The 25,278-nt window shown below is 73.7% G+C and carries 21 protein-coding genes and 1 pseudogene; 11 read left to right on the top strand and 11 right to left on the bottom strand.

All coding sequences use genetic code 11. The annotated features are described in order from the left end of the window. Nucleotides 1–29 precede the first annotated feature (29 nt). From O7599_RS05295 to adhE, 4 genes and pseudogenes are all read left to right on the top strand, one after another. Nucleotides 30–233 (top strand): annotated as a pseudogene (locus tag O7599_RS05295) (integrase core domain-containing protein); the annotation flags it as partial. A gap of 128 nt (nt 234–361) precedes the next feature. Further along, nucleotides 362–2,641: a formate C-acetyltransferase gene (gene pflB / locus O7599_RS05290; protein WP_281620921.1), complete on the top strand. Its 2,280-nt coding sequence runs from the start codon at nt 362–364 to the stop codon at nt 2,639–2,641. Beyond that, nucleotides 2,638–3,390 carry a pyruvate formate-lyase-activating protein gene (gene pflA, locus O7599_RS05285; RefSeq protein WP_281620920.1) on the top strand — a complete coding sequence of 251 codons (753 nt, stop codon included), beginning with the start codon at nt 2,638–2,640 and terminating at the stop codon, nt 3,388–3,390. Before pflB ends, pflA begins: the two co-directional genes overlap by 4 nt. Nucleotides 3,391–3,427: 37 nt before the next feature. Next, nucleotides 3,428–6,100, top strand: coding sequence for a bifunctional acetaldehyde-CoA/alcohol dehydrogenase (gene adhE, locus O7599_RS05280; protein ID WP_281620919.1), 2,673 nt, complete (start codon nt 3,428–3,430; stop codon nt 6,098–6,100). A gap of 112 nt (nt 6,101–6,212) precedes the next feature. Here adhE and O7599_RS05275 read toward each other — a convergent pair whose 3' ends face one another. The 4 genes from O7599_RS05275 to O7599_RS36850 form a co-directional block, all read right to left on the bottom strand. Continuing rightward, a complete protein-coding gene (locus O7599_RS05275; RefSeq protein ID WP_281620918.1) occupies nt 6,213–7,043 on the bottom strand; it encodes a universal stress protein in 831 nt (276 codons plus the stop codon). A gap of 87 nt (nt 7,044–7,130) precedes the next feature. Next, nucleotides 7,131–9,836, bottom strand: a complete 2,706-nt coding sequence (gene ppdK / locus O7599_RS05270) for a pyruvate, phosphate dikinase (RefSeq protein ID WP_281620917.1) — start codon at nt 9,834–9,836, stop codon at nt 7,131–7,133. Between the two features lie 34 nt (nt 9,837–9,870). Next, complete coding sequence (locus O7599_RS05265; protein ID WP_281620916.1) at nt 9,871–10,755, bottom strand: universal stress protein; 885 nt, start codon at nt 10,753–10,755, stop codon at nt 9,871–9,873. A gap of 35 nt (nt 10,756–10,790) precedes the next feature. Further along, entirely contained in the window at nt 10,791–11,054 is a 264-nt protein-coding gene (locus O7599_RS36850; RefSeq protein ID WP_348652621.1) for a hypothetical protein, read from the bottom strand. A gap of 235 nt (nt 11,055–11,289) precedes the next feature. Here O7599_RS36850 and O7599_RS36845 point away from each other — a divergent pair, with 235 nt between their 5' ends. Further along, nucleotides 11,290–11,451, top strand: a complete 162-nt coding sequence (locus O7599_RS36845; RefSeq protein ID WP_348652645.1) for a hypothetical protein — start codon at nt 11,290–11,292, stop codon at nt 11,449–11,451. 183 nt (nt 11,452–11,634) lie between these two features. Here the strand turns inward: O7599_RS36845 and O7599_RS05255 are convergent, their stop codons facing one another. The 3 genes from O7599_RS05255 to O7599_RS05245 form a co-directional block, all read right to left on the bottom strand. Further along, on the bottom strand, nt 11,635–12,432 hold the full coding sequence (locus O7599_RS05255) for an HAD-IA family hydrolase (protein WP_281620915.1): 798 nt from the start codon (nt 12,430–12,432) through the stop codon (nt 11,635–11,637). A gap of 86 nt (nt 12,433–12,518) precedes the next feature. Next, nucleotides 12,519–13,151 carry a DoxX family membrane protein gene (locus tag O7599_RS05250; RefSeq protein ID WP_281620914.1) on the bottom strand — a complete coding sequence of 211 codons (633 nt, stop codon included), beginning with the start codon at nt 13,149–13,151 and terminating at the stop codon, nt 12,519–12,521. Nucleotides 13,152–13,448: 297 nt separating this feature from the next. Continuing rightward, on the bottom strand, nt 13,449–14,207 hold the full coding sequence (locus O7599_RS05245) for a universal stress protein (protein ID WP_281620913.1): 759 nt from the start codon (nt 14,205–14,207) through the stop codon (nt 13,449–13,451). 305 nt (nt 14,208–14,512) lie between these two features. Here O7599_RS05245 and O7599_RS05240 point away from each other — a divergent pair, with 305 nt between their 5' ends. Genes O7599_RS05240 through O7599_RS05230 form a run of 3 tightly spaced genes read left to right on the top strand, consistent with a single transcriptional unit; the run spans nt 14,513 to nt 18,492 of the window. Further along, nucleotides 14,513–17,200 carry a GNAT family N-acetyltransferase gene (locus tag O7599_RS05240; RefSeq protein WP_281620912.1) on the top strand — a complete coding sequence of 896 codons (2,688 nt, stop codon included), beginning with the start codon at nt 14,513–14,515 and terminating at the stop codon, nt 17,198–17,200. A gap of 31 nt (nt 17,201–17,231) precedes the next feature. Beyond that, the gene (locus tag O7599_RS05235) at nt 17,232–17,963 is read left to right on the top strand and encodes a CBS domain-containing protein (RefSeq protein ID WP_281620911.1); all 732 of its coding nucleotides are present in this window, start codon (nt 17,232–17,234) and stop codon (nt 17,961–17,963) included. Between the two features lie 16 nt (nt 17,964–17,979). Next, complete coding sequence (locus tag O7599_RS05230; protein WP_281620910.1) at nt 17,980–18,492, top strand: flavodoxin domain-containing protein; 513 nt, start codon at nt 17,980–17,982, stop codon at nt 18,490–18,492. Nucleotides 18,493–18,615: 123 nt separating this feature from the next. On the opposite strand, the gene O7599_RS05225 is transcribed toward O7599_RS05230, so the two are convergent. Beyond that, the gene (locus O7599_RS05225) at nt 18,616–19,077 is read right to left on the bottom strand and encodes an OsmC family protein (RefSeq protein ID WP_281620909.1); all 462 of its coding nucleotides are present in this window, start codon (nt 19,075–19,077) and stop codon (nt 18,616–18,618) included. Between the two features lie 281 nt (nt 19,078–19,358). Between O7599_RS05225 and O7599_RS05220 the strand changes: the two genes are divergently transcribed. The 3 genes from O7599_RS05220 (at nt 19,359) to O7599_RS05210 (ending at nt 21,440) form a co-directional block, all read left to right on the top strand. Next, nucleotides 19,359–19,820 carry a cyclic nucleotide-binding domain-containing protein gene (locus tag O7599_RS05220; protein WP_281620908.1) on the top strand — a complete coding sequence of 154 codons (462 nt, stop codon included), beginning with the start codon at nt 19,359–19,361 and terminating at the stop codon, nt 19,818–19,820. Continuing rightward, nucleotides 19,817–20,647 (top strand): FAD/NAD(P)-binding protein, encoded by an 831-nt coding sequence (locus tag O7599_RS05215; RefSeq protein ID WP_281620907.1) that lies wholly within the window; start codon nt 19,817–19,819, stop codon nt 20,645–20,647. The genes O7599_RS05220 and O7599_RS05215 overlap by 4 nt, the downstream gene beginning before the upstream one ends. An 85-nt stretch (nt 20,648–20,732) precedes the next feature. After that, on the top strand, nt 20,733–21,440 hold the full coding sequence (locus O7599_RS05210) for a CBS domain-containing protein (RefSeq protein ID WP_281620906.1): 708 nt from the start codon (nt 20,733–20,735) through the stop codon (nt 21,438–21,440). 12 nt (nt 21,441–21,452) lie between these two features. Here the strand turns inward: O7599_RS05210 and O7599_RS05205 are convergent, their stop codons facing one another. The 3 genes from O7599_RS05205 to gap form a co-directional block, all read right to left on the bottom strand. Further along, nucleotides 21,453–23,225 (bottom strand): GAF domain-containing sensor histidine kinase, encoded by a 1,773-nt coding sequence (locus O7599_RS05205; protein WP_281620905.1) that lies wholly within the window; start codon nt 23,223–23,225, stop codon nt 21,453–21,455. 96 nt (nt 23,226–23,321) lie between these two features. Beyond that, entirely contained in the window at nt 23,322–24,242 is a 921-nt protein-coding gene (locus O7599_RS05200; RefSeq protein WP_281620904.1) for a universal stress protein, read from the bottom strand. Nucleotides 24,243–24,254: 12 nt separating this feature from the next. After that, entirely contained in the window at nt 24,255–25,271 is a 1,017-nt protein-coding gene (gene gap, locus O7599_RS05195; protein WP_281620903.1) for a type I glyceraldehyde-3-phosphate dehydrogenase, read from the bottom strand. Nucleotides 25,272–25,278: the final 7 nt, after the last annotated feature.

The raw sequence follows: 25,278 nt of genomic DNA, 5'->3' as shown, positions 1-25,278 counted from the left end.
CACCCGACCAAGCCGGGATCGGAATGCGAGGCAAAGTGGAGCGCTATAACCGGATCATCGCCGAAGAATTCCTCTACGCCCGAACCTGGCTGTCCGAAGACCAGCGCCGTGAGGCTCTCGGCATCTGGAACATCCATGACAACTACCACCGACGCCACAGCGGAGCAGGAGATCAACCACCAGCCCGGAGACTATGCGAAGGCGTAACGAACGGCCTGGCCTCCTACACCTAGTGGTACGCGGGCGGGGGCCAGTCGGACGGCAGTCCGAGCCCTGCGGCCCCGTCTCACACAGCCGACGCAACTCCAGCATGGAAAGCGGAGAACAGTTGGTCGATCCTGGACGCGTAAGGGGCGGGACGATGACGGTGACGGCCCACGACGGCAGAAGCACGGCGGAGCGCGCCTGGCGTGGATTCCGTGGCGCGCGGTGGCGCGAGCGGATCGACGTGCGGGACTTCATCCAGGCCAACTACACGCCCTACGAGGGCGACGGCTCGTTCCTCGCCGGGCCGACCGAGCGGACCCGCGCGGTGTGGGACGCGGTGGCCGGGCTCTTTCCGGAGGAGCGGCGCAAGGGCGTGCTGGACGTCGACGCCGCCACTCCCTCGACCATCACCTCTCACGCGCCCGGGTACATCGACAAGGACCGCGAGCTGATCGTGGGGCTGCAGACCGACGCTCCGCTGAAGCGGGCTGTCATGCCCAACGGCGGCCTGCGGATGGTGGAGAACGGGCTGCGCGCCTACGGCTTCGAGCCCGACCCGTTCGTCACGGCGGTCTTCGGCACGTACCGCAAGACCCACAACGACGGTGTCTTCGACGCCTACACGCCCGAGATGCGCCGCGCCCGCAAGGCCGGGATCATCACCGGGCTGCCCGACGCCTACGGCCGCGGCCGGATCATCGGCGACTACCGCCGCGTCGCCCTCCACGGCACCGCCCGGCTGGTCGAGGCCAAGCGCGCCGAGCGCGCGCTGCTCGACGCCGAGCCGTCGACGGCCGAGGTGATCCGGGACCGCGAGGAGCTGGCCGAGCAGATCAGGGCGCTCGGCGAGCTGGAGCGGATGGCCGCCTCGTACGGCTGTGACGTCAGCCGTCCCGCGCAGAGCGCGCGCGAGGCGATCCAGTGGCTGTACCTCGGGTTCCTGGCCGCGGTGAAGGAGCAGAACGGTGCCGCGATGTCCCTGGGCCGTACCTCCACCTTCCTCGACGTCTACCTCCAGCGCGACCTCGACGACGGCGTCATCGACGAATCGCGGGCGCAGGAGCTGGTCGACGACTTCGTCGTCAAGCTGCGCATCGTGCGCTTCCTGCGCACCCCGGAGTACGACGCGCTGTTCTCCGGCGACCCGACGTGGGTCACCGAGTCCATCGGGGGCATCGGCGCGGACGGGCGGCCGCTGGTCACCCGCACCTCCTTCCGCTTCCTGCAGACCCTGTACAACCTCGGGCCGGCACCCGAGCCGAACCTCACCGTCATGTGGTCGCCGAAGCTGCCGGCCGGTTTCAAGCGGTTCTGCGCCCAGGCCTCGATCGACACCAGCGCGATCCAGTACGAGTCGGACGAGCTGATGCGTCCGGTCACCGGCGATGACACCGCCATCGCCTGCTGCGTCTCGGCGATGACGGTGGGCAGGCAGATGCAGTTCTTCGGAGCCCGCGTCAACCTCGCCAAGGCACTGCTGTACGCGATCAACGGCGGCCGCGACGAGCTGACCGGTGAGCAGATCGCCCCGCCCACCGCTCCGCTGACCGGCGAGTATCTGGACTACGACGAGCTGTCCGCGGCGTACGACCGCACCTTGGACTGGCTGGCGGCCACGTATGTCGACGCGCTGAACGTCATCCACTACATGCACGACAAGTACGCCTACGAGCGGCTGGAGATGGCGCTGCACGACCACCCGGTGCACCGCACCATGGCCTGCGGCATCGCCGGCCTGTCCGTCGCCGCCGACAGCCTGTCGGCCGTGAAGCATGCGCGGGTGCGGGTGATCCGCGACGCCACCGGGCTCGCCGTCGACTACGAGACCGAGGGCGGCCCCGAGACCCAACCGGCCTACCCGGCCTACGGGAACAACGACGACCGCGCCGACGACATCGCCGTCGGCCTCGTGCGCTCCTTCATGGCCAAGGTGCGCCGCCACCCCGCCTACCGCAACGCCGAGCACACCCAGTCGGTGCTGACCATCACCTCGAACGTCGTCTACGGCAAGCACACCGGCAACACCCCCGACGGCCGCCGCGCCGGCGCCCCCTTCGCGCCCGGCGCCAACCCGATGAACGGGCGCGACCGGCACGGCATGGCCGCCTCCGCGCTGTCGGTGGCCAAGCTCCCGTACGACCACGCCCGCGACGGCATCTCGCTCACCTCCACCGTCACCCCGGAGGGCCTGGGCCACAACCCGGCCGAACGCGCCGGCCACCTGGTCGGCCTGCTGGACGGCTACGTCGCCGCCGGCGGCTTCCACATGAACGTCAACGTCCTGGACCGGGCGACGCTGGAGGACGCGATGGCGCACCCGGAGAAGTACCCGGAGCTGACCGTCCGTGTCTCCGGCTACGCGGTCAACTTCGTCCGCCTGACGCGCGAGCAGCAGCTCGACGTGATCGGCCGCACGTTCCACGACTCCCGATGAGCACCGTGGAGAAGGTGGCCGCGCCGGTGGGCCGGGTCCACTCCTGGGACCTGTCCACCGGCGTGGACGGCCCGGGAACCCGGTTCGTGCTCTTCCTCAGCGGCTGCCCGCTGCGCTGCCTGTACTGCGCCAATCCCGACACCTGGCGCATGCGCGACGGCCGGCGCACCACGGCCGACGAGGTGATGGCCCGCATCGAGCAGCACCGTCCGTTCCTCGAGGCCGCGGGCGGCGGGGTCACCCTCAGTGGCGGAGAACCGCTGCTGCAGGCGGCGTTCACCGGGGAGATCCTGCGCCGGTGCCGGGCCCTGGGCCTGCACACCGCGCTGGACACCTCCGGCTTCCTCGGCACCCGCGCGAGCCACGCGCTGCTGCGGCACACGAAGCTCGTCCTGCTGGACGTCAAGTCCTACGACCCGGCCGCCTACCGCCGGCTGACCGGCGGCCGGCTCGCCCCCACGCTCGCCTTCGCCCGCAGGCTGGAAGGGCTGGGTGTCCCGGTGTGGATCCGCTACGTCCTCGTGCCGGGCTGGACGGACGACGACGCGAGCGTCGATGCCCTCGGCGCGTTCCTCTCCGGCCTCGGCAACGTCGAGCGGGTGGACGTGCTGCCGTTCCACAAGCTGGGCGCCGCCAAGTACGACGCGCTCGGCATCCCCTTCCCGCTGCGCGACACCCCGGTGCCGGACCGGGGCCTCGTGCGGCGGGTCCGAGACCGCTTCGCCGCACACGGCCTGCGCGCGTGCTGAGCCGCGCGGCAGAACTCGACTACGGAGGCACATCGCCATGACCGGCCAGGACGAGCGAAACCGCACGACCACACCCGAGACCGGGCCCTCCGAGACCGCCGTAGCCGTGGACCGGCTGGTCACCAATGGCCTGAAGGCGCTCGGCGACTACGCGTCGCTGGACCAGGAGCAGGTCGACCACATCGTGAAGAAGGCGTCGGTCGCGGCCCTGGACCGGCACACCGAGCTGGCGCTGCTCGCGGTGCAGGAGACCGGCCGCGGCGTCTTCGAGGACAAGGCGGTCAAGAACATGTTCGCGTGCGAGCACGTCACGCACAGCATGGGCCGGATGAAGACCGTGGGTGTCGTCGCCCGCGACGAGACCGAGGACATGGTCGAGATCGCCGAGCCGGTGGGCGTGGTGTGCGCGATCACCCCGGTCACGAACCCGACCTCCACCACCGTCTTCAAGGCGCTGATGGCGCTGAAGACCCGCAACCCGGTGGTCTTCGCCTTCCACCCCTCGGCCCAGCGGTGCAGCGCGGAGGCGGCCCGGATCGTGCGCGACGCGGCCGTGGCCGCGGGCGCGCCGGCGCACTGCGTGCAGTGGATCGAGGAGCCGTCCGTCGAGGCGACCCGGACCCTGATGCACCATCCGGGGGTCTCGCTGATCCTGGCCACCGGCGGCAACAGCATGGTCAAGGCCGCCTACTCGGCGGGCAAGCCCGCGCTCGGCGTGGGCGCGGGCAACGTTCCCGCCTACGTCCACAAGAGCGCCGACCTGCGCCGTGCCGTGAACGACCTGGTGCTGTCCAAGTCGTTCGACAACGGGATGATCTGCGCTTCCGAGCAGGCCGTCATCCTGGACTCCGAGGTCTACGACGCGGCGCTCGCCGAGTTCCGCACCCTGCACGCCTACGTGGCCACCGCCGCGGAGAAGGCGAAGCTGGAGGCGTTCCTCTTCCCCGTCGGCGCCTCGAACGCGGGCTGCGAGCCCAAGGTCAACGCCGCGGCCGTCGGACGGAGTCCGGCGTGGATCGCGGCGCAGGCGGGTTTCAGCGTGCCCGAGGGCACCTCCCTGATCCTCGTCGAGGCGACGCGCGTGGGTCCGGACGAGCCGCTGACCCGCGAGAAGCTCTGCCCGGTGCTGGCCGTGCTGCGTGCCGGCTCACCCCGTCAGGGCTTCGACCTGGCGGCCGACATGGTCGCTTTCCACGGCCAGGGGCACAGCGCCGTCATCCACACCGGGGACCGCGAGCTTGCCGAGGCGTACGGCATGCGGATGAAGACCGTGCGGGTCATCGTCAACTCACCTTCCTCGCAGGGCGCGATCGGCGGCGTCTACAACAGCCTGCTGCCGTCGCTGACCCTGGGCTGCGGTTCGTGGGGCAGTACGTCGGTGTCCAACAACGTCTCCGCCGCGCAGTTGCTGAACATCAAGCGGGTCGGCACCCGGCAGAACAACCTGCAGTGGTTCAAGGTCCCGCCGAAGATCTACTTCGAGCCGCAGGCCATCCGGTACCTGGCTGCCATGCCGGACCTCCACCGCGTCACGATCGTCACCGACGCGACCATGACCCGCCTGGGCTTCGTCGACCGCGTCAGCCGCGTGCTGCAACGCCGCCGCGAGCCCGTCACCCTGCAGATCATCGACAACGTCCAACCCGAGCCGAGCATCGACTCCGTGCAGCACGGTGCGGACCTGATGCGGGAGTTCCGCCCGGACACCATCATCGCGCTGGGCGGCGGATCGCCCATGGACGCCGCCAAGGTGATGTGGCTGCTGTACGAGCAGCCCGGGATCGACTTCGCGGACATGCGGCAGAAGTTCTCCGATATCCGCAAACGCGCCTTCCGCTTCCCGGTCCTGGGTGCGGCCGCCCGCCTGGTGTGCATTCCCACCACGTCCGGCACCGGCGCCGAGGTGACCCCGTTCGCCGTCATCTCCGACCCCGCTACCGGCAAGAAGTACCCCCTCGCCGACTACGCGCTCACCCCCAGCGTGGCCATCGTCGACCCATTGCTGACCGCCGACCTGCCTCCGGCGCTGGCCGCCGACAGCGGCTTCGACGCCCTGACCCACGCCATCGAGGCGTACGTGTCGGTCTACGCCAACGACTTCACCGACGGCCCCGCCCTGCACGCCATCCGCCTGGTCTTCGAGCACCTCGAAGCTGCCGTGAACGACCGGGCGGCCTCCCCCGTGGCGCGGGAGAAGCTGCACAACGCGGGCACCATCGCCGGCATGGCCTTCGGCAACGCCTTCCTCGGCATCGTGCACGCCATGTCGCACATCCTGGGGGCGACGTTCCACATCGCCCACGGACGTACGAACGCGGTGCTGCTGCCGCACGTCATCCGCTATAACGGCACCGTGCCGGCCAAGCTCACCGGCTGGCCGAAGTACGAGCACTACCGCGCACCCGAGCGCTTCCAGGACATCGCCCGCACCCTCGGCCTGCCCGCCGGCACCGCCGGGGAAGCCGTGGAGTCCCTCGCCGCGGCCGTGGAGCGGCTCCGCGACGCCGTCGGCATCGAGCCCTCGTTCCAGAAGCTCGGCGTGGACGAGCGGAGCTTCCTCGAAGCGCTGCCCCGGCAGGCCCTCAACGCCTACGAGGACCAGTGCGCGCCGGCCAACCCGCGGATGCCGATGCTGGCCGACATGCAGGAGCTGATGCGAGCGGCCTACTACGGCGACGCCGCCGTCCCCGAACCGGTCCCCGCGCGATAGGGGCCGCCCGTCGCGAAGAAGAGCACCGGGCCGTCTCTGCCGAGACGGCCGGGTGCTCCGCTGGTGAGAAAGCCGACTTCCGGTACGACACGTGAGGCCCCGTGGCGGGGGGTCAGGTCGTCGGTACGACGACCACGGGGCAGCGGGCCCGGCGCAGGACGGCGCGGGCGGTGGGGCTCATCGCCGGGCCGCCGCGGCCGATCACGATACGCTCGGCCCGCGCGGACGCCGCCGGCAGCGCCTCGTCGGGGGGCAGCAGCCGCAGGTCGTCGTGGACGTGCACCGCCGGGTACTTCTCCCGCCAGCCGCGCAGCGTGTCGCTGAGCCGCTGGAGCTCCTGGTCCTCCCACGCGCCGCGGTCCTCCTCCGTCACCGTGTACGGCAGTCGCTCGGCGGCGGGCGGCAGGCCCCAGGCGTGCACGGCGCGCAGCACCGCTCCGCGGCGCCGGGCCGTGGCGAAGGCCAGGTCCACGGCGGACTGATCGGCGTGCCGGGCGTCGACGCCGAGGACCACCTCGTCGCCGTCGTTCTGCCGCTCCCCCCGCGGCACCAGCACCACCGGGCAGGACGCGCGGGCCGTCAGGGCGAACGCCGCGCCGCCGGCGGGCGCGTGCTCCCAGCCCTCCGCACCGGGCGCCCTCAGCACCAGCAGTCCGGCCTCCGCCTCCGCCCCGGCCGCGGCGAGCTCGGACCCCGGGTCGCCGTGCCGCAGCCGGGTCGTGACCCGCAGCGCCGGATACCGGCCGGCCACCTCCCCGGCGGCCCGCTCAAGCAGCGGGCCCGCATCCGCGTCGGCGCTATGCGTGCCCGGCTCCGGCTCGTCTGCGACGACGTACACCAGCAGCAACTCCGCCCCCAGCGCGGCGGCTTCACCCGCCGCCCACTCCGCTGCAGCGGCGCTGCCCGCGGAGCCGTCGATCGCGGCGACGACGCTTCCTGACATGTATCGGCCTCCCTCTCCCACCACGCGGGTCCTTGTACGGATGAGGTGCGGAGCCGCCGCCGCGGCTCCGCGCCCAGTGTGCCGGTCTCACCGGGTGTCGCCGGTGTGCCGGTGCGCGTCGTCGAGGCGGGCTCGCGCGGCCTCCAGGCGGGCGACGGGCACGCGGAACGGCGAGCAGGAGACGTAGTCCAGCCCGGCCCGGTCGAAGAAGCGGACCGAGGCGGGGTCGCCGCCGTGCTCGCCGCAGACTCCGGTGACCAGGCCGGGGCGGGTCTCGCGGCCCTCGGCGGTGGCGATCCGGACCATGCGGCCCACGCCGTCGCGGTCGAGGGTCTCGAACGGGGAGGTGTCGAAGACGCCCTGCGCCAGGTAGGCGGGGAAGAACTCCGCCTCGACGTCGTCGCGGGACATGCCCCACACGGTCTGGGTGAGGTCGTTGGTGCCGTAGGAGAAGAACTCCGCCTCCTCGGCGATCCGGCCGGCGGTCAGGGCGGCCCGGGGCAGCTCGATCATGGTGCCGACAGAGAGGTCGACGTCGGTGCCCGTGGCGGTGGAGACCTCGGCGAGCACCTGCTTGATCTCCGTCTTGACCAGGCGCAGTTCGGTCGCGGAGGCGACGAGTGGCACCATGATCTCGGCGTGGGGATCGCCGCCGGCGCGGCGGCGGTCCACCACGGCCTCGGCGAGGGCGCGGACCTGCATGGCGATGAGGCCGGGGGCGACAAGTGCCAGGCGTACGCCGCGCAGGCCGAGCATCGGGTTGACCTCGTGCATGGACTCGACGGCCGCCAGCAGCTCCCTGTCGTGCGGCTCCGGGGTCTCGCCGCGGGCCTCGGCAGCCGCCAGACGGGCGGTCAGCGCGGTGCGGTCCGGCAGGAACTCGTGCAGCGGCGGGTCCAGCAGGCGGATCGTCACGGGCAGGCCGTCCATCGCCGCGAGGATGCCGGTGAAGTCGGCGCGCTGCAGCGGCAGCAGCGCCTTGAGCGCCTGGCGGCGCTCGGTGTCGGAGCGGGCCAGGATCATCGCCTCGACCAGCCGGCGCCGCTCGCCGAGGAACATGTGCTCGGTGCGGCACAGGCCGATGCCCTGGGCGCCGAACCGGCGTGCCCTGGCGGCGTCCTCGGGCGTGTCCGCGTTGGCCCGTACCTCCATCCGGCGCAGGCCGTCGGCGTGGTGCAGGAGCCGGTCGACCGCCCTGACGAGGTCGTCGCCGACGAGGTCGCCGGCGTCGCCGGATTCGAGGTAGGCGGCCACCGGGGAGGTGCGCAGCGTCAGCACGCCGAGGTGCACGGTGCCGGCGGTGCCGTCGACGGAGATGACGTCACCCTCGGCGACGACGGTGCCGTCCGGCGTGGTGAAGCGGCGCCCGGCCGGGTCCACGGTCAGCTGCTCGGCGCCGCAGACGCACACCTTGCCCATGCCGCGGGCGACCACGGCGGCATGGCTGGTCTTGCCGCCGCGGCTGGTCAGCACGGCCTGCGCGGCGACCATGCCGGGCAAGTCGTCAGGGGTTGTCTCACGCCGTATCAGGACGACCTTCTCCCCGGCCGCCGCGCGCCGCACGGCTTCGGCGGAGTCGAAGACCGCGGCGCCGATGGCCGCGCCGGGCGAGGCCGGTACGCCGTGCGCCAGCGGGCGCCGGCCGGTGCTGTCCGCGAAGCGCGGGAACAGCAGGCGGCCGAGCTGCTCGCCGGTGACCCGGGCCAGCGCCTCGTCCTGGGTGATCAGGCCCTCGTCGGCGAGTTGGGCGGCGATACGGAAGGCGGCCTCCGCGGTGCGCTTGCCGATGCGGGTCTGCAGCATCCACAGCGTGCCGTCGTCGACGGTGAACTCCACGTCGCACAGGTCGCGGTAGTGCGTCTCCAGCAGAGCGAGGTAGCCGCGCAGCGCGCGGTACGCGGCGGGGTCCAGCTGCTCCAGCTCGGCCAGGGGGAGGGCGTCGCGGACGCCGGAGACGACGTCCTCGCCCTGCGCGCCGGCGAGGTAGTCGCCGTACACGCCGGGCCGCCCGGTGGCCGGATCGCGGGTGAAGGCCACGCCGGTGCCGGAGCGGGGGCCGTGGTTGCCGAAGACCATCATCTGGATGTTCACGGCGGTGCCGAGGTCGTCGGGGATGTGCTCGCGGCGGCGGTACAGGCGGGCGCGCTCGGAGTTCCAGGAGTGGAACACCGCCTGTACGGAGCGGTGAAGCTGCTCACGCGGGTCCTGGGGGAAGTCCTCTCCTGCGGCGGAGCGGATCACCGCCTTGTAGACCTCGACGAGGTCGGCGAGGTCATCGGCGGTCAGGGCACGGTCGTCGGCGAGGCCGCGCGCGGTCTTCAGCCGCGTCAGGGCGCTCTCGAACAGGCCGCGGTGGAGGCCGAGCACGGTGGATCCGTACATCTGCAGCAGTCGGCGGTAGGAGTCGTAGGCGAAGCGCTTCCCGCCCCCTGTTCCGGCGAGTCCGTGCACGGTGGCGTCGGTCAGGCCGATGTCCAGGACGGTCTCCATCATCCCGGGCATGGAGAAGCGCGCCCCGGAGCGAACGGACAGCAGCAGGGGTGCGTGCGGGTCGCCCAGACGCCGCCCGGCGGCGCGCTCCAGCACGGACAGGTGCCGCTCCAGCTCATCGCGCAGGCCGGCCGGCTCGGCGCCGGTGAGCAGGTAGGAGCGGCAGGCCTCGGTGGTGACGGTGAAGCCGGGCGGTACGGGCAGGCCCATCCGGGTCATCTCCGCAAGGCCGGCGCCCTTGCCGCCGAGCAGCCCGGCCATCTCGCGGCCGCCTTCGTCGAAGTCGTAGATGTTCTTGGCCATGCGGATCCTCTTCCTCCTGCGGGCGGGCCCGCGGTCAGTCGTAGGGGACGACGGCGACGGGGCAGTGGGCGTGGTGCAGCACGGCGTGGGCGATCGGGCCGAGCCGGGTGCCGAACGGCGGGCGGCTGATCCGCCGGCCGACGACGAGCAACGAGGCGTCGGCGGCGACGTCGAGCAGGTGCCCTGCGCCGCTACCGGTGGCCACGTCCTCGATCACGCGGACCTCCGGGTACTTGCGGCGCCAGGGGGCGACCGCGGCGGCGAGCATGCGTGCGGCGTCCGCCTGCGTGGCGGGCCCCGACAGCGGGATGGAGTACGGCAGGGGCGTTCGCCAGCCGTTGACCGCCAGCAGCGAGGTGCGCCGGCGTGCGGCGGCGTCGAAGGCGAACTCCAGGAGCGGGTCGCAGGGCCGCCGGAAGCCGACGCCGACCACCACCCGACGGTGCCGGCCGGCTGCGGAGCCGGGGCCGTCGGCGTCCTGCTCGTGCTCGTCCTCCCGCCGCTGGTCCGACCGGACCAGCACCACGGGGCAGGCGGCACGGGCGACCGTGGCCAGTCCGACCGAGCCGAGCAGGAAGCCGGCCAGGCCGCCGAGCCCGCGGGAGCCCAGGGCCAGCACCTCCGCCTCCTCAGCGGCCCGCAGCAGCATCGGCACCGCCAGGTCGGGGCTCTGTGCCGCCGCGACGGCCAGCCCCGGGTAGCTGGACCGCAGAGATGCCTCGGTGGTGCGCAGGACGCGCTCCGCGTGGTAGCGGGCGCTGTCGTCGTGGGCGAGCTCGGGTACACCGCGCGGCGGCCACTCCCACGACTGCACGAGCGAGAGCGGCGCCCCGCGACGCTGGGCCTCCCGCGCCGCCCAGTCGGCGGCGGCCAGGCTCTCCGGGGAGCCGTCGATGCCGGCGACGACGGGTCGGATCATGGTGGACTCCTTCGGCTCCGCGCCATGTGGTGCTCCTACTCAGAGCCTCGTCCTCGCCGGTCACAGGCGGCAGGGCCTCCCGGTGCCCACCGCCGTGGCTGCCCGGCCCGCACCCGCCCGCCGAGCGGCCCGGGACGACCGCGACGATCGAGGAACCCCGGTGGGACGGATCGCGTCGGCGTACCCACCGGAGAGGCCGGCGGCGCGAGGCGAGGGCGGCGGGCGCAGACCAGGCCCACGTGGTGCCGAAGTCGGCTTTGGTCCGGCGGCCAGTGGCCGGAACGCGGGTTGAGGTGCAGCTCCTGGGGCTCCTCGCGGCCGTCGCTGCCGCTCTGCCAGGGGGTACATCGCGCCGCAATACCCGACGGCCGCGGCGGCGCGGCGGGCCGCGGGCAGCCGGCGGTGTGCGGGGAGAGGGTCTGCAGCAGGTGGAAGGTGTGCAGCCGCAGGATGTTCCCGGCCTCGCCGGGCTCGTGCGGCTCGGTGCGCTGCCACAGGTGCTCCCAGGCAGCTGTGTGGGAGGTCAGGAGAGCGGTGAAGTCCGGTGCTTCCCGCGCCCGGGGCCGGGCGGCCTGGAGCGGGTCGCTGATGGCGGGGTCCCGCGAGGTGTACAGCGCCGCGGTCTTCTCCGCGGTGACGGGCTCGCCGGCGACGGCGCGTAGGGTGAGCAGCCCGGCGATGCTCGCGCCGTCGTAGGGTACCGACCGTGAGCCGGTTGTAGACGCCGGCGGCGTAGGTGCCCGGGTGGTGGGTGTCGTCGGCGTCGGTCTCGGGGGCGCACCGTGGGTGGCGACGTAGCCGTTGCCCAGGTGCACAGCGCCTCGCGCAGCTGCACCTGTGCCGGGTCGTGGCCCTCGTAGGTCCAGCTCCAGTCGTCGCTCATGGCTCCAGCAGCTCCGCCAGGTCGCGGACCACCATGTCCGCGCCGTGTCGTCGCAGGTCCGCCTCGCTCTCCTGGGTGCTGGTCCGGTCCACGCCGATGACCAGGTCGAAGCCGCCGCGGCGGCCGGCCTCGACGCCGGCGAGGGCGTCCTCGACCACGGCGGCTGCGGACGGCTCGGTCCGCAGCCGGCGGGCGGCTTCGAGGAACAGGTCCGGCGCGGGCTTGCCCTTCAGGTCCAGGCGGGCGCTGTCGGCACCGTCCACCAGGCAGGCGAAGTAGTCCCGCACGCCGGCGCGGAGCAGCAGCTCCCGGGCGTGCCGGGAGGCGGAGACGGCGGCGCAGGGCACGTCGGCCCGGCGCAGCCGGTCCAGCAGGTGCACGGTGCCCGGATAGGCCTCGACGCCGTGCTCGTCCAGGTGGGCGGTGAAGGCTGCTTCCTTGGCCGCGGCCACAGCCCACACGGTGTCGGTGCCCGCGGGGTCCCCCGGGGTGCCCGGGGGCAGCGACAGCCCGCGGGCGGCGAGGAAGTCGGCGGCGCCGTCGATGCGGGACTTGCCGTCGACGTGGCGCCGGTAGTCCTCGACGGGGTCGAACGGGCCGCGCAGCGCGGGGTCTGCGGGCGGGTGGGCGCGCAGGGCGGCGTCGAAGGCGGGTTTCCAGGCCGCGGCGTGGACGCGGGCGGAGTCGGTGATGACGCCGTCGGTGCCGAACACCACGGCGTGGAGTCCGTGCAGTCGCGGCACCAGCCCGTCGTGGGGTGTGCCGATCGGTTCGCCGGGTGGGGCCGTGTTCATCGGTGCCGTCTCCTCTCGCTGCGTGACGTACGGCGGTCCGGGCACCGCGGCGGGTACCCGGACTGCCGTGTCGTGGGGTCATGTGGTCAGAGGAGCGAGCGGTGGTCGCGGACGAAGGGGAGCTTCTCCCACATGCGCCCGAGTCCCCAGGTGTTGCCGGCGTAGGTGACGGCGAGGGCGATGGCCACGACGGCGTAGATGACGTGGTAGTCGACGATGGGGTTGGTCGACATGCTCGGCGAGCCGTCGGAGAGGTGCTGGGCCGGCGGCCATTCCGCGACCCACATGAGGGCCATCATCACGGTGGTCGCCACCGCGGCGAACCGCAGCGCCACCCCGAGGACGAGGGCGAGGCCGATGCCGAGCAGGCCGAGCATGAACAGCCAGTCGGCCCAGGCGTCACCGGCCCAGGAGTGGAAGGTGTCCTCCATCGGGCCGACGGCGACGCCGCCGAGGAAGCCCTCGGTGGGCGAGCCGCCGTCGATCCAGGCGTTGTTGCCCGGGGTCGCGTAGCTGAACCCGAAGGTCTTGTCCAGGAAGGCCCACAGGAAGACGAAGCCGGTGATCAGCCGGACGCCTGCGAGGACGTAGCCGACTGCCGAGGTGGTGGTCGCCGCTGCGGTCGCGTCGGCCGCCTCGGTCCCGTTCGCCGTGCGCCCTGCACGCCACTGCGGCAGGCGGAGGGCGAAGTGCCGTCGGGGCTGCTGGTGCACTGCCATGGTTGCGCTCCCTTGAGGTGAAGTCTCGATTCCGATTCGGTCTGTGCGCTTTCAATCTCCCGTGCGGGGGGCTGTTTGCGGATGGCCTGAAGAGGGCCTTCGCATCGGCCCGAAGGTCGGCGAGCCAAGGGACTGTTCGGCCCCGAGGGCGAGGGCCGGCCCGCTGCCGCGGGCGCGGGAGCACTCCGGGGTGATCGGCGACGGTCGAGGCGCCGAGTCGCGATCACGCCCGGTAGCGGACAGGGCGGGCCGGTCGCGGCAGGGCCGGGCGCGCGGGGCCCCGGGTTCGCGGTCTCCCTAGCGGGCCGGAACCAGGACGACCGGGCAGCGGGCATCACGGAGCAGGCTGCGCACCGCGCGGGGCGCGCCGTGGCGGCGGCCGCGGGTGGCGACGGCCAGCACGGGTCCGCCGGTCTCCGCGTCCTGCGCCGCGGAGGTGGTGACGAGGGCTCGGGGATCGCGTGACCGGGACGCCCGGCGGTCCGGATCGGTGGCGGTGGAGGCCCGGGGTGCGGCAGAGGCCTCGGCCGTCGTCGGCGCGTACGTCCCCGCGTGCCGGACGCGGAGTCCGACGCCGCGCCGCTGGGCCTCGGCGAAGGCGAACGCCGCGGCGTCCACCTCGTCGTCGCCGCAGACGACGAGCAGGACGTGGCCCTGCCCGGGGGACGTACGGGCGGGCCGGTCGCCGCGTACGACCATCACCGGCCCCTCGGCCCGTCCCGCGGTGCGCCGGCTCACCGAGCCGGCCACCAGGCCGGCGATCCCGCCGAGCTCTCGGCTGCCCACCACCGTCAGCACGGCCGTACCGCCGCGGCTCACCAGGGCGCTCACCGGGTCACCGGCCACCGGCACGGCGACGACCTCCAGCCCGGGGTGCCGCTCGCGTACGCGGTCGGTGGCGACCGCGAGGACGGGCGCGGCGCCGTCCACATCCGGCAGCGCGTAGAGGATCTCCAGCGCGGCTCCCCGCCGCACCGCTTCTTCCGCCGCCAGGTCGAGGGCCCGCACCGCAGGGACCGAGCCGTCGAAACCCACCAGCACTCGCCCTGTGCTCATCTGTCTGCCTTCCGTCGGCGGGACTCGTCGTCGCCGAGCATGAGCGCGGCCGCGGGCGGGGATGAAGGGCGCTTCGGCTCCGATCGACACCGACCGGCCCTCACGGGGATGCACCACCGGGCCCCCTGCCCGGCGCGGTCGAGTACGAGCCTCGTGAAGCCTTACCTGCCAGCCCTTCTGACCGGGCCGGTCGACCGGACACGGGCCGGGACTCTCGGCCCCGCGGTCGGCCCCGGGCAGCCCCTGAGGCGGACGGGGGCGGCGCCGGATGCTGAAAGCGGACTCGTACCGAGAGGGGATCCGCGATGACGGACGTCGTGCAGGACAAGGCCGCACACGCGCTGCTGGCAGACGGCAGGACCGTGCTGATCCGGCCTGCGCGGCCGGATGACCACGACCGGTTGCTGGAGCTGTACCGGTGGATGTCGCCGGAGAACCTCCGGTTGCGGTTCTTCAGCTCCGCCGCGCGGCCGGGCCGCTGGGCGGCGGAGCGGGCGTGCGACCCGGGGCGGACCGGGCACACCGCGCTGCTCGCCGAGTTGGGCGAGCGGATCGTCGGGGTGGCCGAATACGAGAAGGCCGAGCCGGGCTCCGCGAGCGCGGATCTCGCTCTCACGGTCGCCGACGACCTGCACCACCACGGCATCGGCACGCTGCTGCTCGAGCACCTGGTGCACGCGGCACGCACCGACGGCGTGCGGGTCTTCACCGCCGACGCGCTGGCCGACAACCACGAGGTGCAGCAGGTCTTCACCGATGTGGGGCTGCGCGTGACCCGCCGGCTCGACGGTTCGGAGCTGCGCTGCACGGTGGAGCTGGAGCCGGACGAGCGCTACCTCGAAGCCTGCGAGGAACGGGGGCGCACGGCCGACACCGCCAGCCTGCAGCCGCTGCTGCGGCCCGACTGCATCGCGGTGGTCGGCGCGGGGCGCAGCCCCGGCTCCGTCGGCCGGGCGGTGCTGCGCAATCTGCGGCGCGGCGGCTTCGCCGGCCGGCTGCTGGCGGTCAATCCGCACGCCCACGCCGTCGAGCGCACCCCCAGCTACCCGTCCGTCGGCGCCCTGCCCGCCGTGCCTGATCTCGCCGTGCTGGCCGTCCCCGCAGCCGCGGTGCCGGCGACGGCAGAGGAGTGCGGCAAGGCGGGGGCACGGGCCCTGGTGGTCCTGTCCTCCGGGCTCGACGAGAAGCAGGGCGCCGCGCTGCTGAACGCCTGCCGCAGCCACGGGATGCGACTGGTGGGCCCCAACTGCCTGGGCATCGCCAACACCGACGAGGCGGTACGTCTGGACGCCACCTTCGCCGCACGCCGCCCGGCGCGCGGCCGCGCAGGGGTCGCCGTGCAGTCCGGCGGGGTGGGCATCGCGCTGCTCGACGGGCTCACCCGGCTCGGCATCGGCGTCTCCAGCTTCGTCTCGCTCGGCGACAAGTACGACGTCAGCGGCAACGACCTGCTGCAGTGGTGGGAATCCGACGAGACGACCGAGCTGGCGCTGCTGCACCTGGAGTCCTTCGGCAACCCGCGCGCCTTCTCCCGCACCGCCCGCCGGGTGGCGCGCAGGATGCCGGTGCTGACCGTCGACGCCGGCCGCTCCGCCGCCGGACGGCGGGCCGCCGCCTCGCACACGGCGGCCGCCGCCACCCCGACGATGACCCGGCAGGCGCTGTTCACCCAGGCCGGGGTCACCGCCACCCGGTCGGTGTCCGAACTGCTCGACGCCGCAGCCCTCCTGCAGTCTCAGCCGCTGCCCGCGGGCAGCCGGGTGGCGGTGGTGTCCAACGCGGGCGGCGTCGGCGTCCTGGCGGCCGACGCCTGCGCCGAAGCCGGCCTGACGGTACCGGAGTTGCCCGCGGCTCTGGTCGACGACCTGCTGCGGGTGCTGCCCGAAGGGGCGTTCGCCGCCAACCCCGTCGACGCCACCGCCGCGGTCGGCTCCCGGGCGCTGCGCGCCTGCGTGGAACGGCTGACCGCGCACGGCGCCGTCGACGCGGTGCTGGTGGCGCTGGCACCCACCGCGCTGGCCGCGGCGACCGGCGACGACCCGGTTCTCGGGCTGCTGGCCGGGCGTTGCTCCCGAACGGTCGCCGCGGTCGTCCTCGGGCAGCCGGAGCAGGTGCGGCTGCTGCCTCACACGCAGGGCGGCGCAGTGCCGGCCTACGCCGACGCCGACGCCGCCGCCCGGGCGCTGGCACACGCAGCCGAGCGGGCCCGCTGGCTGGCCCGCCCGCCAGGCGCCCACCCCGTCCTCGACGGCATCGACCCGGCGCGCGCCCGCGCCCTCGTCGACGGCTTCCTGGCGAATCGGCCGGAGGGCGGCTGGCTCGACCCTCGCGGCTGCGCGGAGTTGCTCGACTGCTACGGCATCCGGCGGCTGCCCTGGGCCTGGGCGGAGAACGAGGAGGACACGGCCCAAGCGGCCGCCCGGCTGGCCGGCCCGGACGGCCGGGTGGCCCTCAAGGCGTACTGGCCGGGGCTGGTGCACAAGAGCGAGCAGGGCGCAGTGGTGCTGGACCTGCAGGGCGATGCCCAGGTGCGGGCCGCGTGCCGCGACCTCGCCGCCCGCTTCGCCGGGACGATGACCGGCGTGCTCGTGCAGCCCATGGCCGGGCGCGGCACCGAGCTGTTCGCCGGTGTCACCGACGACGACGTCTTCGGCCCGCTGGTCCTCTTCGGCCTCGGCGGCACCGCCACCGAACTGCTGGCCGACCACGCGGCGCGGCTCGCGCCGCTCACCGACCGCGACGTTCACGACCTGATCACCACTCCGCGCTGCGCCCCGCTGCTGTTCGGCCACCGCGGCGCCGGACCCGTGGACCTGGCGGGTCTGGAGCAGCACCTGTTGCGGCTGTCGGCGATGGTCCACGACCTGCCGCAGCTCACCGAGGCCGACCTCAACCCGCTGCTGGCGCGGCCGGACGGCGTCACCGCCGTGGACGTGCGCATCCGTGTGCTGCCGCGCCGGGAGCACGACCCCTACCTGCGCCGACTGCGCTGAGCGCACCCGCGCATCTGACGAGGAGACAGCGATGAAACACCGCAAGATCGGCAACGTGATGACCGACGACGTGGTCACCGTCGGGCCCGCCACCCCGTTCAAGGAGGTCGCGCGTCGGCTGCACGAGCACCGCATCAGCGGCCTGCCCGTCGTCGACGACGACGAGAACGTCCTCGGAGTCATCTCCGAGACCGACCTGATGCTGCGTCAGGCCACCCAGCGCCCCGTCTACGAGCCGCCGCGCCGCCGCCTGCTGCCCCGGCTGACCCGCCGGGCGCGGGCCGAGCACCGCAAGGCGCAGGCGACCTCCGCCGAAGCGCTCATGTCCCGTCCCGCGATCACCGTGCGCGCCGACGACACCGTCACGCACGCGGCCCGCATCATGGCCGAGCACCGCGTGGAGCGGCTTCCGGTGGTCGACGACGAGAGCCGGCTGATCGGCATCGTCACCCGCCGCGACCTTTTGCAGGTCTTCGTCCGCAGCGACGCCGACATCCGCCGTGAGGTGCTCGACGAGGTTCTCACCCGTGGCCTGTGGCTGGTCGCCGGCCAGGTCCGCGTCGGAGCCGAGGAAGGGATCGTGGTCCTGGAGGGCGAGCTGGAGCGGCAGAGCGAGGTCGAGATCGCCGGGACGCTGACCGAGAAGGTCGACGGCGTGGTCGGCGTGGACAACCGGCTGACCTACCGCATGGACGACTCCCGCATCCGCCCCGTCGAGCAGGCCCGGCACGGCTTGGCCGACGAATGGCTGCGCAGGGTGTGAGGGAGGTGACGCGGTCATGAGTACGCTCCGTGTGCTCGTCGCGTACGGCTCGAAGAACGGCTCCACGGCGGAGATCGCCCACTGGATCGCCGCCGAACTCGGCGAGCAGGGCATCGACGCAGACGTGCAGCCGGCCCGGCAGGTGCGCGATCTCGGCCCGTACGGCGCGGTCGTCCTCGGCTCCGGGGTGTACGCGGCGCACTGGCGGCGCGAGGCGGTCCGCTTCGCCCGCCGGCACCGCCGCGCCCTGCTGCGCCGGCCCGTGTGGCTGTTCAGCAGCGGCCCGCTGGACGACTCGGCGCAAGAGGGCCGGGCCGTGAGCCCACCGGCGACGAAGCGCCTGGCCGACCGGGTGCGGGCCGAGTCCCACGTCGTCTTCGGCGGAAAGCTGGACGAGAGCGCCGAGGGCTTCGTCGCCAGGCGGATCGTGCGGTCCGGCAAGGGCGGCGACTTCCGGGACCGGAGGCAGATCCGTGACTGGGCCGCCGAGGTCGCCGCGGAGATACGCGGCACGCACGCGGCGGCCTGAACCGGCCTGACGACTCCGGGGCGGCCTGATCCCGCTCAGGCCGCCCCGCCTGCTCACATCGACTCGTACCGGCAGAACCGGCCGGGCCCGCCCGGCCGAGCCGGGCCGGCCCTCGGCTCCCGTTCAGGCTAGCTCAATCTCGATCTTGGGCGGCCGGAGCAGCGAGTTGTGGACGGTGCAGTGGTGCACCACCGACAGCAGGACCTCACGCTGCCGCTCCGTGAGGTCCGCGGGAACGACAACGCGCATCGTCACCCGCGCCACCCGGGCCGGCCGGTCCTCCGCCATCGCGTATGCGGTCTCCACCCGCAGCCCGTCGCGGGTCTTGCCGTGCCGGTGCAGGTAGCGGCCCGCGTAGTACGCCATGCACGCCGCCAGCGAGGTGACGAAGAGCTCCACCGGCGTCGGGGCGAGGTCCCCGCCACCGGCACTGCCCGGCTGGTCGGTCATGAGGCGGTGGCCGCCCGCGGAGATCCGGTACAGCTCCCCCGACACGTAGGCGACGTCGGCGGTTCCCTCCTGCCTCGGGCCCGGGTTGCCGAATGCCGCGGTGTGCACCACGCGCCGCGCGGTCTCGTCCTTCATCTCCGGCTCCTCTCCACATCTGGTCCCGCTTCCAGCCAAGCGCGCTCCTGGCTGCTCCGCTGGGGCCGTTCGGGCACGTCAGCGGGCCGGCCGGATGGCCGCGGGGCGCCGCTCGGCCTCTGCCGTCCGCGGTGCCCGGAGCGGATGGTGGAGGTGGAAGCCCCACACGGAGGAGGAGCGATGGCAGACCTCGGCGGCGGCCCTCTCCGGTCACGGCCCCCACGAGTCCGTGGAGGCCGGGCACGCCGAGGCACCCGCCCAGCGACCGGACGGAGAACATCATGATCAACACAAGTACCAGCCTGCTCGGTGCCCTGCAGCCCGAGACCCGGGAACGACTGCTGGCGAACGCTGTGGAGGTGTCCTTCGCGGCGGGGCAGCGGATCTTCAACGAAGGGCAGCGCGCCGACCGCTTCTGGGTACTGCGCACCGGCTCGGTCACCCTCGACCTGCACGTCCCCGGGCGGCAGGCCGCCACCGTCGAGACCCTCGGCTCCGGCGACCTGCTGGGCTGGTCCTGGCTGTTCCGGCCGCACCAGTGGCACCTGGGAGCGCAGGCCCTGAGCCCGGTGCGCGCCCTGGAGTTCGACGCCACCGTGGTCCGGGAGCTGTGCGAGCGTGACCCGGCGACCGGCTGGGCGGTCACCCACCGCGTCGCCGAGATCATCGGCCACCGGCTGCAGGCCGCCCGTACCCGACTGCTCGACCTGTACGGGCCCTACGGCAGCGGACCGATGCCGTGACCGCGCCCCCTGTGCCGTATCGGGTGGTGCGGCGCATCGAGGAGAGCGCCGGCACGGTCACGCTCGTGATCGAACCGGACGGCGCCGCGCTGCCGGCGTTCCGGCCGGGCCAGTTCGCGGTGCTGCAGGGCTTCGGCGCCGGAGAGGGTGCCGGAGAAGCCGCCGTGGCGGTCAGCGGGATCCTGGAGCACCGGAGCCGGCTGACGCACACCGTACGGACCGGGGGCGCCGTCCCCGCCGTCCTGCACGCCGCGCGGCCGGGCACCGTGCTGGGCGTTCGCGGACCCTACGGCACCGACTGGGCGCCGGAGGCCGCCGACGGCGAAGACGTGCTGGTCGTCGCGGGAGGAGACGGCCTCGCCCCGCTGCGTCCGCTCGTGCGCTCGGTCCTGGCGCAGGCCGACCGGTTCAACCGGATCAGCCTGCTGGTCGGCGCCCGTACCCCGGCCGAGCTGCTGTACCGGCACGAACTGCGGTGCCTGGCCGACGCGTCCGCGGCGCACGTGACCGTCACCGTCGACCGTCCGGCCACCGGCTGGCGCGGTCGGGTGGGCGTGGTGACCCGGCAGCTGGACCATGTTCCCTTCGACCCGTCCGCCACCACGGCGTTCGTCTGCGGCCCCGAGGCGATGGCCCTGGACACCGCTCGCGAGCTGCTGCACCGCGGCGTACCGGGCGAGCGCATCCGAGTGTCGCCGGAGCGGAACGTGCGCTGCGCCACCGGTCGCTGCGGCCGGTGCCGGCTCGGTCCGGTGCGGCTGTGCCGGGAGGGCCCCGTCGTCGGCTACGACCGGGTGGCCGGCCTGCTCACCGTGAAGGAGCTGTGAGATGTCCGGGCGCAGTCCGGCCCGTTCCTTCCCCGCTTATCCCGATCCTCGACCCCACGGTCGGGCACATCCGAAGGAGAACGCCATGTCCGCCCCCACCGGCTCGGAAGGCACGTACCAGGTGAGCGACGTGATGACCCACACGGTCGTCGCCGTCGGATGCGACGCGCCGTTCAAGGAGATCGTCGCCATCCTCCAGCAGTGGAAGGTCAGCGCCCTGCCGGTGCTGGCGGGTGACGGCCGGGTGATCGGCGTGGTCTCCGAGGCGGACCTGCTGCCCAAGGAGGAGTTCCGGGACAGCGACCCCACCCGCTTCGAGCAGTTGCGGCGCCTGGAAGACCTCGCCAAGGCAGGCGCCGTCACGGCCCGGGAGCTGATGAGCACCCCCGCCGTCACGGTGCACGCCGACGCCACCCTTGCCGAAGCCGCCCGCATCATGGCGGTGCGGCACGTCAAGCGGCTGCCCGTGGCGGACGCCGAGGGGAAGCTGGCGGGCGTCGTCAGCCGCGCCGACCTGCTCAAGGTCTTCCTGCGATCGGACGAGGAACTGGCCGCCGCGGTACGCGACGAGGTGCTGGCGCACCTCTTCCTCGGCTATCCCCCGCAGGTCGAGGCCCTGGTGCACGAGGGCGTCGTCACCCTCACCGGGCAGCTGGACGACCGCACCCGCGTCCCGGTGCTGGCCCGGCTCGTACGGGCGGTGGAGGGCGTCGTCGACGTCCGAATGGACCTCGCCGCCCCGCCGCCGCGGCCGCAGCGCGCGACGCGACCGGACGGCGCGAACGCCCGGTGAGGTACGGAAGATTCAGCCGCCGGCGCGCGGCGGGGCGCCGGCGGGACCGGTCCGGTCCGCGCCGTGCAGCGGGACGTGCCAGACCAGGCGCGTGCCGCCGCCGGTCGGGGTGGTGAGCTTCAGCGTGCCGCCGAGTTCCTCGGCTCGCTCGGCGATGTTGGCCAGGCCGCCGCGGTGGCCGCCGGGGCGCAGGCCGACGCCGTCGTCTGCGACGGTCAGGGTGAGGTCGTCGCCGCCGACGGCGAGGATGACGTCGACCGAATGGGCGCGCGCGTGGCGGGCGACGTTGGTCAGCGCTTCGCCCAGGACCGCCAGGGCGTGGTCGGCGACGTCGGGGGGCACGTTCACGTCGAGCAGTCCTTCGGTGCGCAGCGCCGGGCTGAACCCGAGGGTGGTCGCGGCGGTTTCGACGGTGTCGACGAGGCGGCGGCGCAGGCCGGCGGCGCCGTGGTCGCCCGCCTCGTGGGCGCGCAGCCCGAAGATCGTCGTGCGGATGATCTTGATGGTCTCGTCGAGTTCGCGCACGGCGCGCAGCAGCTTCTCCTCGCCCTCCGCGGTCCGCTCCAGGCGGACGGTACTCTGCAGCGTCATGCCGGTGGCGAAGAGCCGCTGGATGGCCAGGTCGTGCAGGTCGCGCGCGATGCGTTCGCGCTCGGACGACAGTGCCAGCTGCTCGGCGTCGCGGCGGCGGTGGGCCAGTTCCATCGCCAGCGCCGCCTGGCCGGCGAAGCCCTGCAGCGGCGCGGTCTCCTCGGGGGTGAACGCCGGTGCGCCCGCGGCGCGGGCGAGCAGCAGCACGCCCCGCCGGCCGTCCTCGGTGCCCATCGGCACGGCGACCGCGGGCCCGAGTCCGGCGTCGCGCAGCGTGGTGCCGTGCAGGCGGGGCTCGCTCTGCACGTCCTCGCTGAGCACCGGCTCACCGCTGGTGTAGGCGAGGCCGGACAGCGAGTCGTCGACGGGCAGCAGCCGCTCTTCGTGCTCCTCGGCGCCCGGGCCGTGGGCAAGCGCCACCCGCAGCCGAGCGCTGCCGGGTACGGGCAGCGCCACCGACCCCAGCTCCGCGCCGAGTTGTTCTCGGGCCCGCTCGACGATGAGTCCGAGCACGGCGTCTTCGGCGGCGCCGGACAGCAGCGCCGCGGTGACTTCGGCGGAGGCGGCCATCCACCGCTGCCGGCGGCGCGACTCCTCGTACAGCCGGGCGTTCTCGATGGCCACGCCGGCGGCCGCGGCGAGCGTGGACAGCACGGCCTCGTCTTCGGCGTCGAACTCGTCGGCGTCGCGCTTGTCGGTGAGGTAGAGGTTGCCGAAGATCTCGTCGCGGACCCGGACCGGGACGCCGAGGAAGGAGTGCATCGGGGGGTGGTGGGCGGGGAAGCCGTGCGAGTCGGGGTGGTCGGATATCTCCCGCAGCCGCAGCGGTTCCGGGTGGCGGATGAGTACGCCGAGGATGCCGCGGCCGCACGGCGGTGCGCCGATCGCGGCCGCCTTCTCCTCGTCGATACCCACCGGCAGGAACTGCGCGAGCTGCCGGTCCTCCGGCGCTTCGCCGAGGGCGCCGAGCGCCCCGTACTCCGCGTCGACGAGCACGACCGCCGCCTCCACGATGCGCCGCAGCACATGGCTGAGATCCAGGTCGCGGCCGACGTTCATCACCGCGTCCAGCAGGCTGTGCAGCCGGTCGCGGGTGCCGCGGACCTCGTCGACGTGCAGCTGGAGTTCGTCGAGCAGCTCGTCCAGTTGCAGCCGCGGCGCCCGCCCGCCGCCGCCTGCGTGTTCCAGCTCCATCCGGTCACCCTTTCGACGCCCCCGCCGCCTGCCGGCGGCTCGCGGCGCCCGCTGCTCTCTTACCGTTTCCACGAGTCGGGCTGCTGCTGCCGCGCGTCACGGCGAGGGGATCAGCACCACGGGGCAGTGCGCGTGATGCATCAGCGCGTGCGTCACCGGGCCGAGGCGGGCGCCGATGCGGTGCGTGTTGCGGTGTGCGGTGAGCACCACGACGTCGGCCCGCCGGCTCGCCTCGGCCAGCACCGCGGCGGCGGAGCCGCATTCGTCGTCGGTCACCACCGGCACGTCCGGGTACACCTCGCGGTACGCAGCCACGGCCAGGCCCGGCACCGCCTGGGCGGCCCGGCGCCGGGCGGCGTCGTCCAGCTGCTGCCGACCGGACGGACCGGGCGGCGCCATCGCCACCACGCCCGTCACCGCGGGGTACAGCCAGGTGTGCAGCACGTGCAGCTCGGCGCCGCGGCGTCGGGCCTCCTCGAAGCCGAAGCGCACCGCCTCGGAGTCCTCGTCCGACTGCACGCCCACGACGACCCGGCCGCGCGGCACGGTGTCCAGGTCCGCATCGCCCCGGACGACCAGCAGGGGCCCCGTGCAATGTGCCGCGACCCGCAGGCTGACCGAGCCGAGCAGCAGCCCGGCGAAGCCGCCGTGCCCTCGGGTGCCGACGACGGTCAGCGCGGCCGTGCGGCCGGCGTCCAGCAGCGCCTCGGCTGCGGGCTCGGAGATCACCGACGGCACGATGTCCAGGCCGGAAGCGCGGCCGCGGGCGCGCTCAACGCCGCGGTCGACGGCGCCGCGAGCGGCCCGGTACAGGGACGGATAGTCCTCCGGTGTCCGGCCGACGGCCGGTGGGGGCGGCGGCGCCCAGGGGTCGCCGCACATGATCTGCAGCGCGGTGTCCCGGCGCACGGCTTCGTCGACGGCGTGGTCCAGCGCGCGTTGCGCGTGCGCCGAGCCGTCGTAGCCGACGACCACGCGGCCGTGCAGCGGTGGACACCGGGGTGTGTTGTCGGACATGGCGGATCCTCCTTACAACCGTGCGGCGACGTACTCGGTGAGGTCGAGCAGCCGGTTGCTGTAGCCCCACTCGTTGTCGTACCAGCCGAAGACCTTGACCAGTTCGCCGCTCGCCCGGGTCAGGGCGGCGTCGAAGACGCAGGACGCCGGGTCGCCGATGACGTCGCGGGAGACGATCGGCGCGGTCGAGTGGCGCAGGACGCCGCGCAGCGGGCCGTCGGCCGCGTCGGCGAAGGCGTCGTTGATCTCCTCGGCGCCGGCGGGGCGGTCCAGGATCACGGTGAGGTCCGTGAGGGAGCCGTCCTCGACGGGCACGCGCACGGCGATGCCGTCAAGGGCGCCGTCCAGCGCGGGTATCACCAGGCCGGTCGCCCGTGCAGCGCCGGTGGAGGTGGGGATGATATTGACCGCGGCGGAGCGGGCGCGGCGCAGGTCCTTGTGCGGGCCGTCCAGCAGGGCCTGGTCGTTGGTGTAGCCGTGGATGGTGGTCATCAGGCCTTTGACGACGCCGAAGCGCTGGTGCAGGACGTGCGCCATGGGTGCCACGCAGTTGGTCGTGCAGGAGGCGCCGGAGACGACGTGGTGCCGGCCCGGGTCGTAGTCGGACTCGTTGACGCCCATCACGACGGTGGCGTCCGCGTTCTTGCCCGGGGCGGAGACCAGCACCTTGCGGGCGCCGGACTTCAGGTGCAGCGCGGCGTCGTCGCGGGCGCGGAAGCGGCCGGTGGACTCGATGACGACGTCGACGCCGTGGGCCGACCAGTCGAGGGCGGCCGGGTCGCGCTCGGCGGTGACGGCGATACGTCGGCCGTCGAGGGTGATCGAGGTGTCGTCCGCGGTGATGTCCGCGGTGAGCCGGCCGTAGGTGGAGTCGTACTGCAGCAGGTGCGCCAGGGTCGCGGTGGAGGTGATGTCGTTGACCGCCACGACCTCCACCGCGGTGGTGTCGCGGCCGTCCCGGCCGAGGGCGCTGCGCAGGTAGTTGCGGCCGATGCGGCCGAAGCCGTTGATGCCGACGCGTACGGTCATGATGCGT

The organism is Streptomyces sp. WMMC500 (assembly GCF_027497195.1).
Lineage (GTDB): Bacteria > Actinomycetota > Actinomycetes > Streptomycetales > Streptomycetaceae > Streptomyces.
The sequence above is the reverse complement of the archived record's forward strand: the minus strand, read 5'-3'. Positions and strand labels throughout refer to the sequence as shown.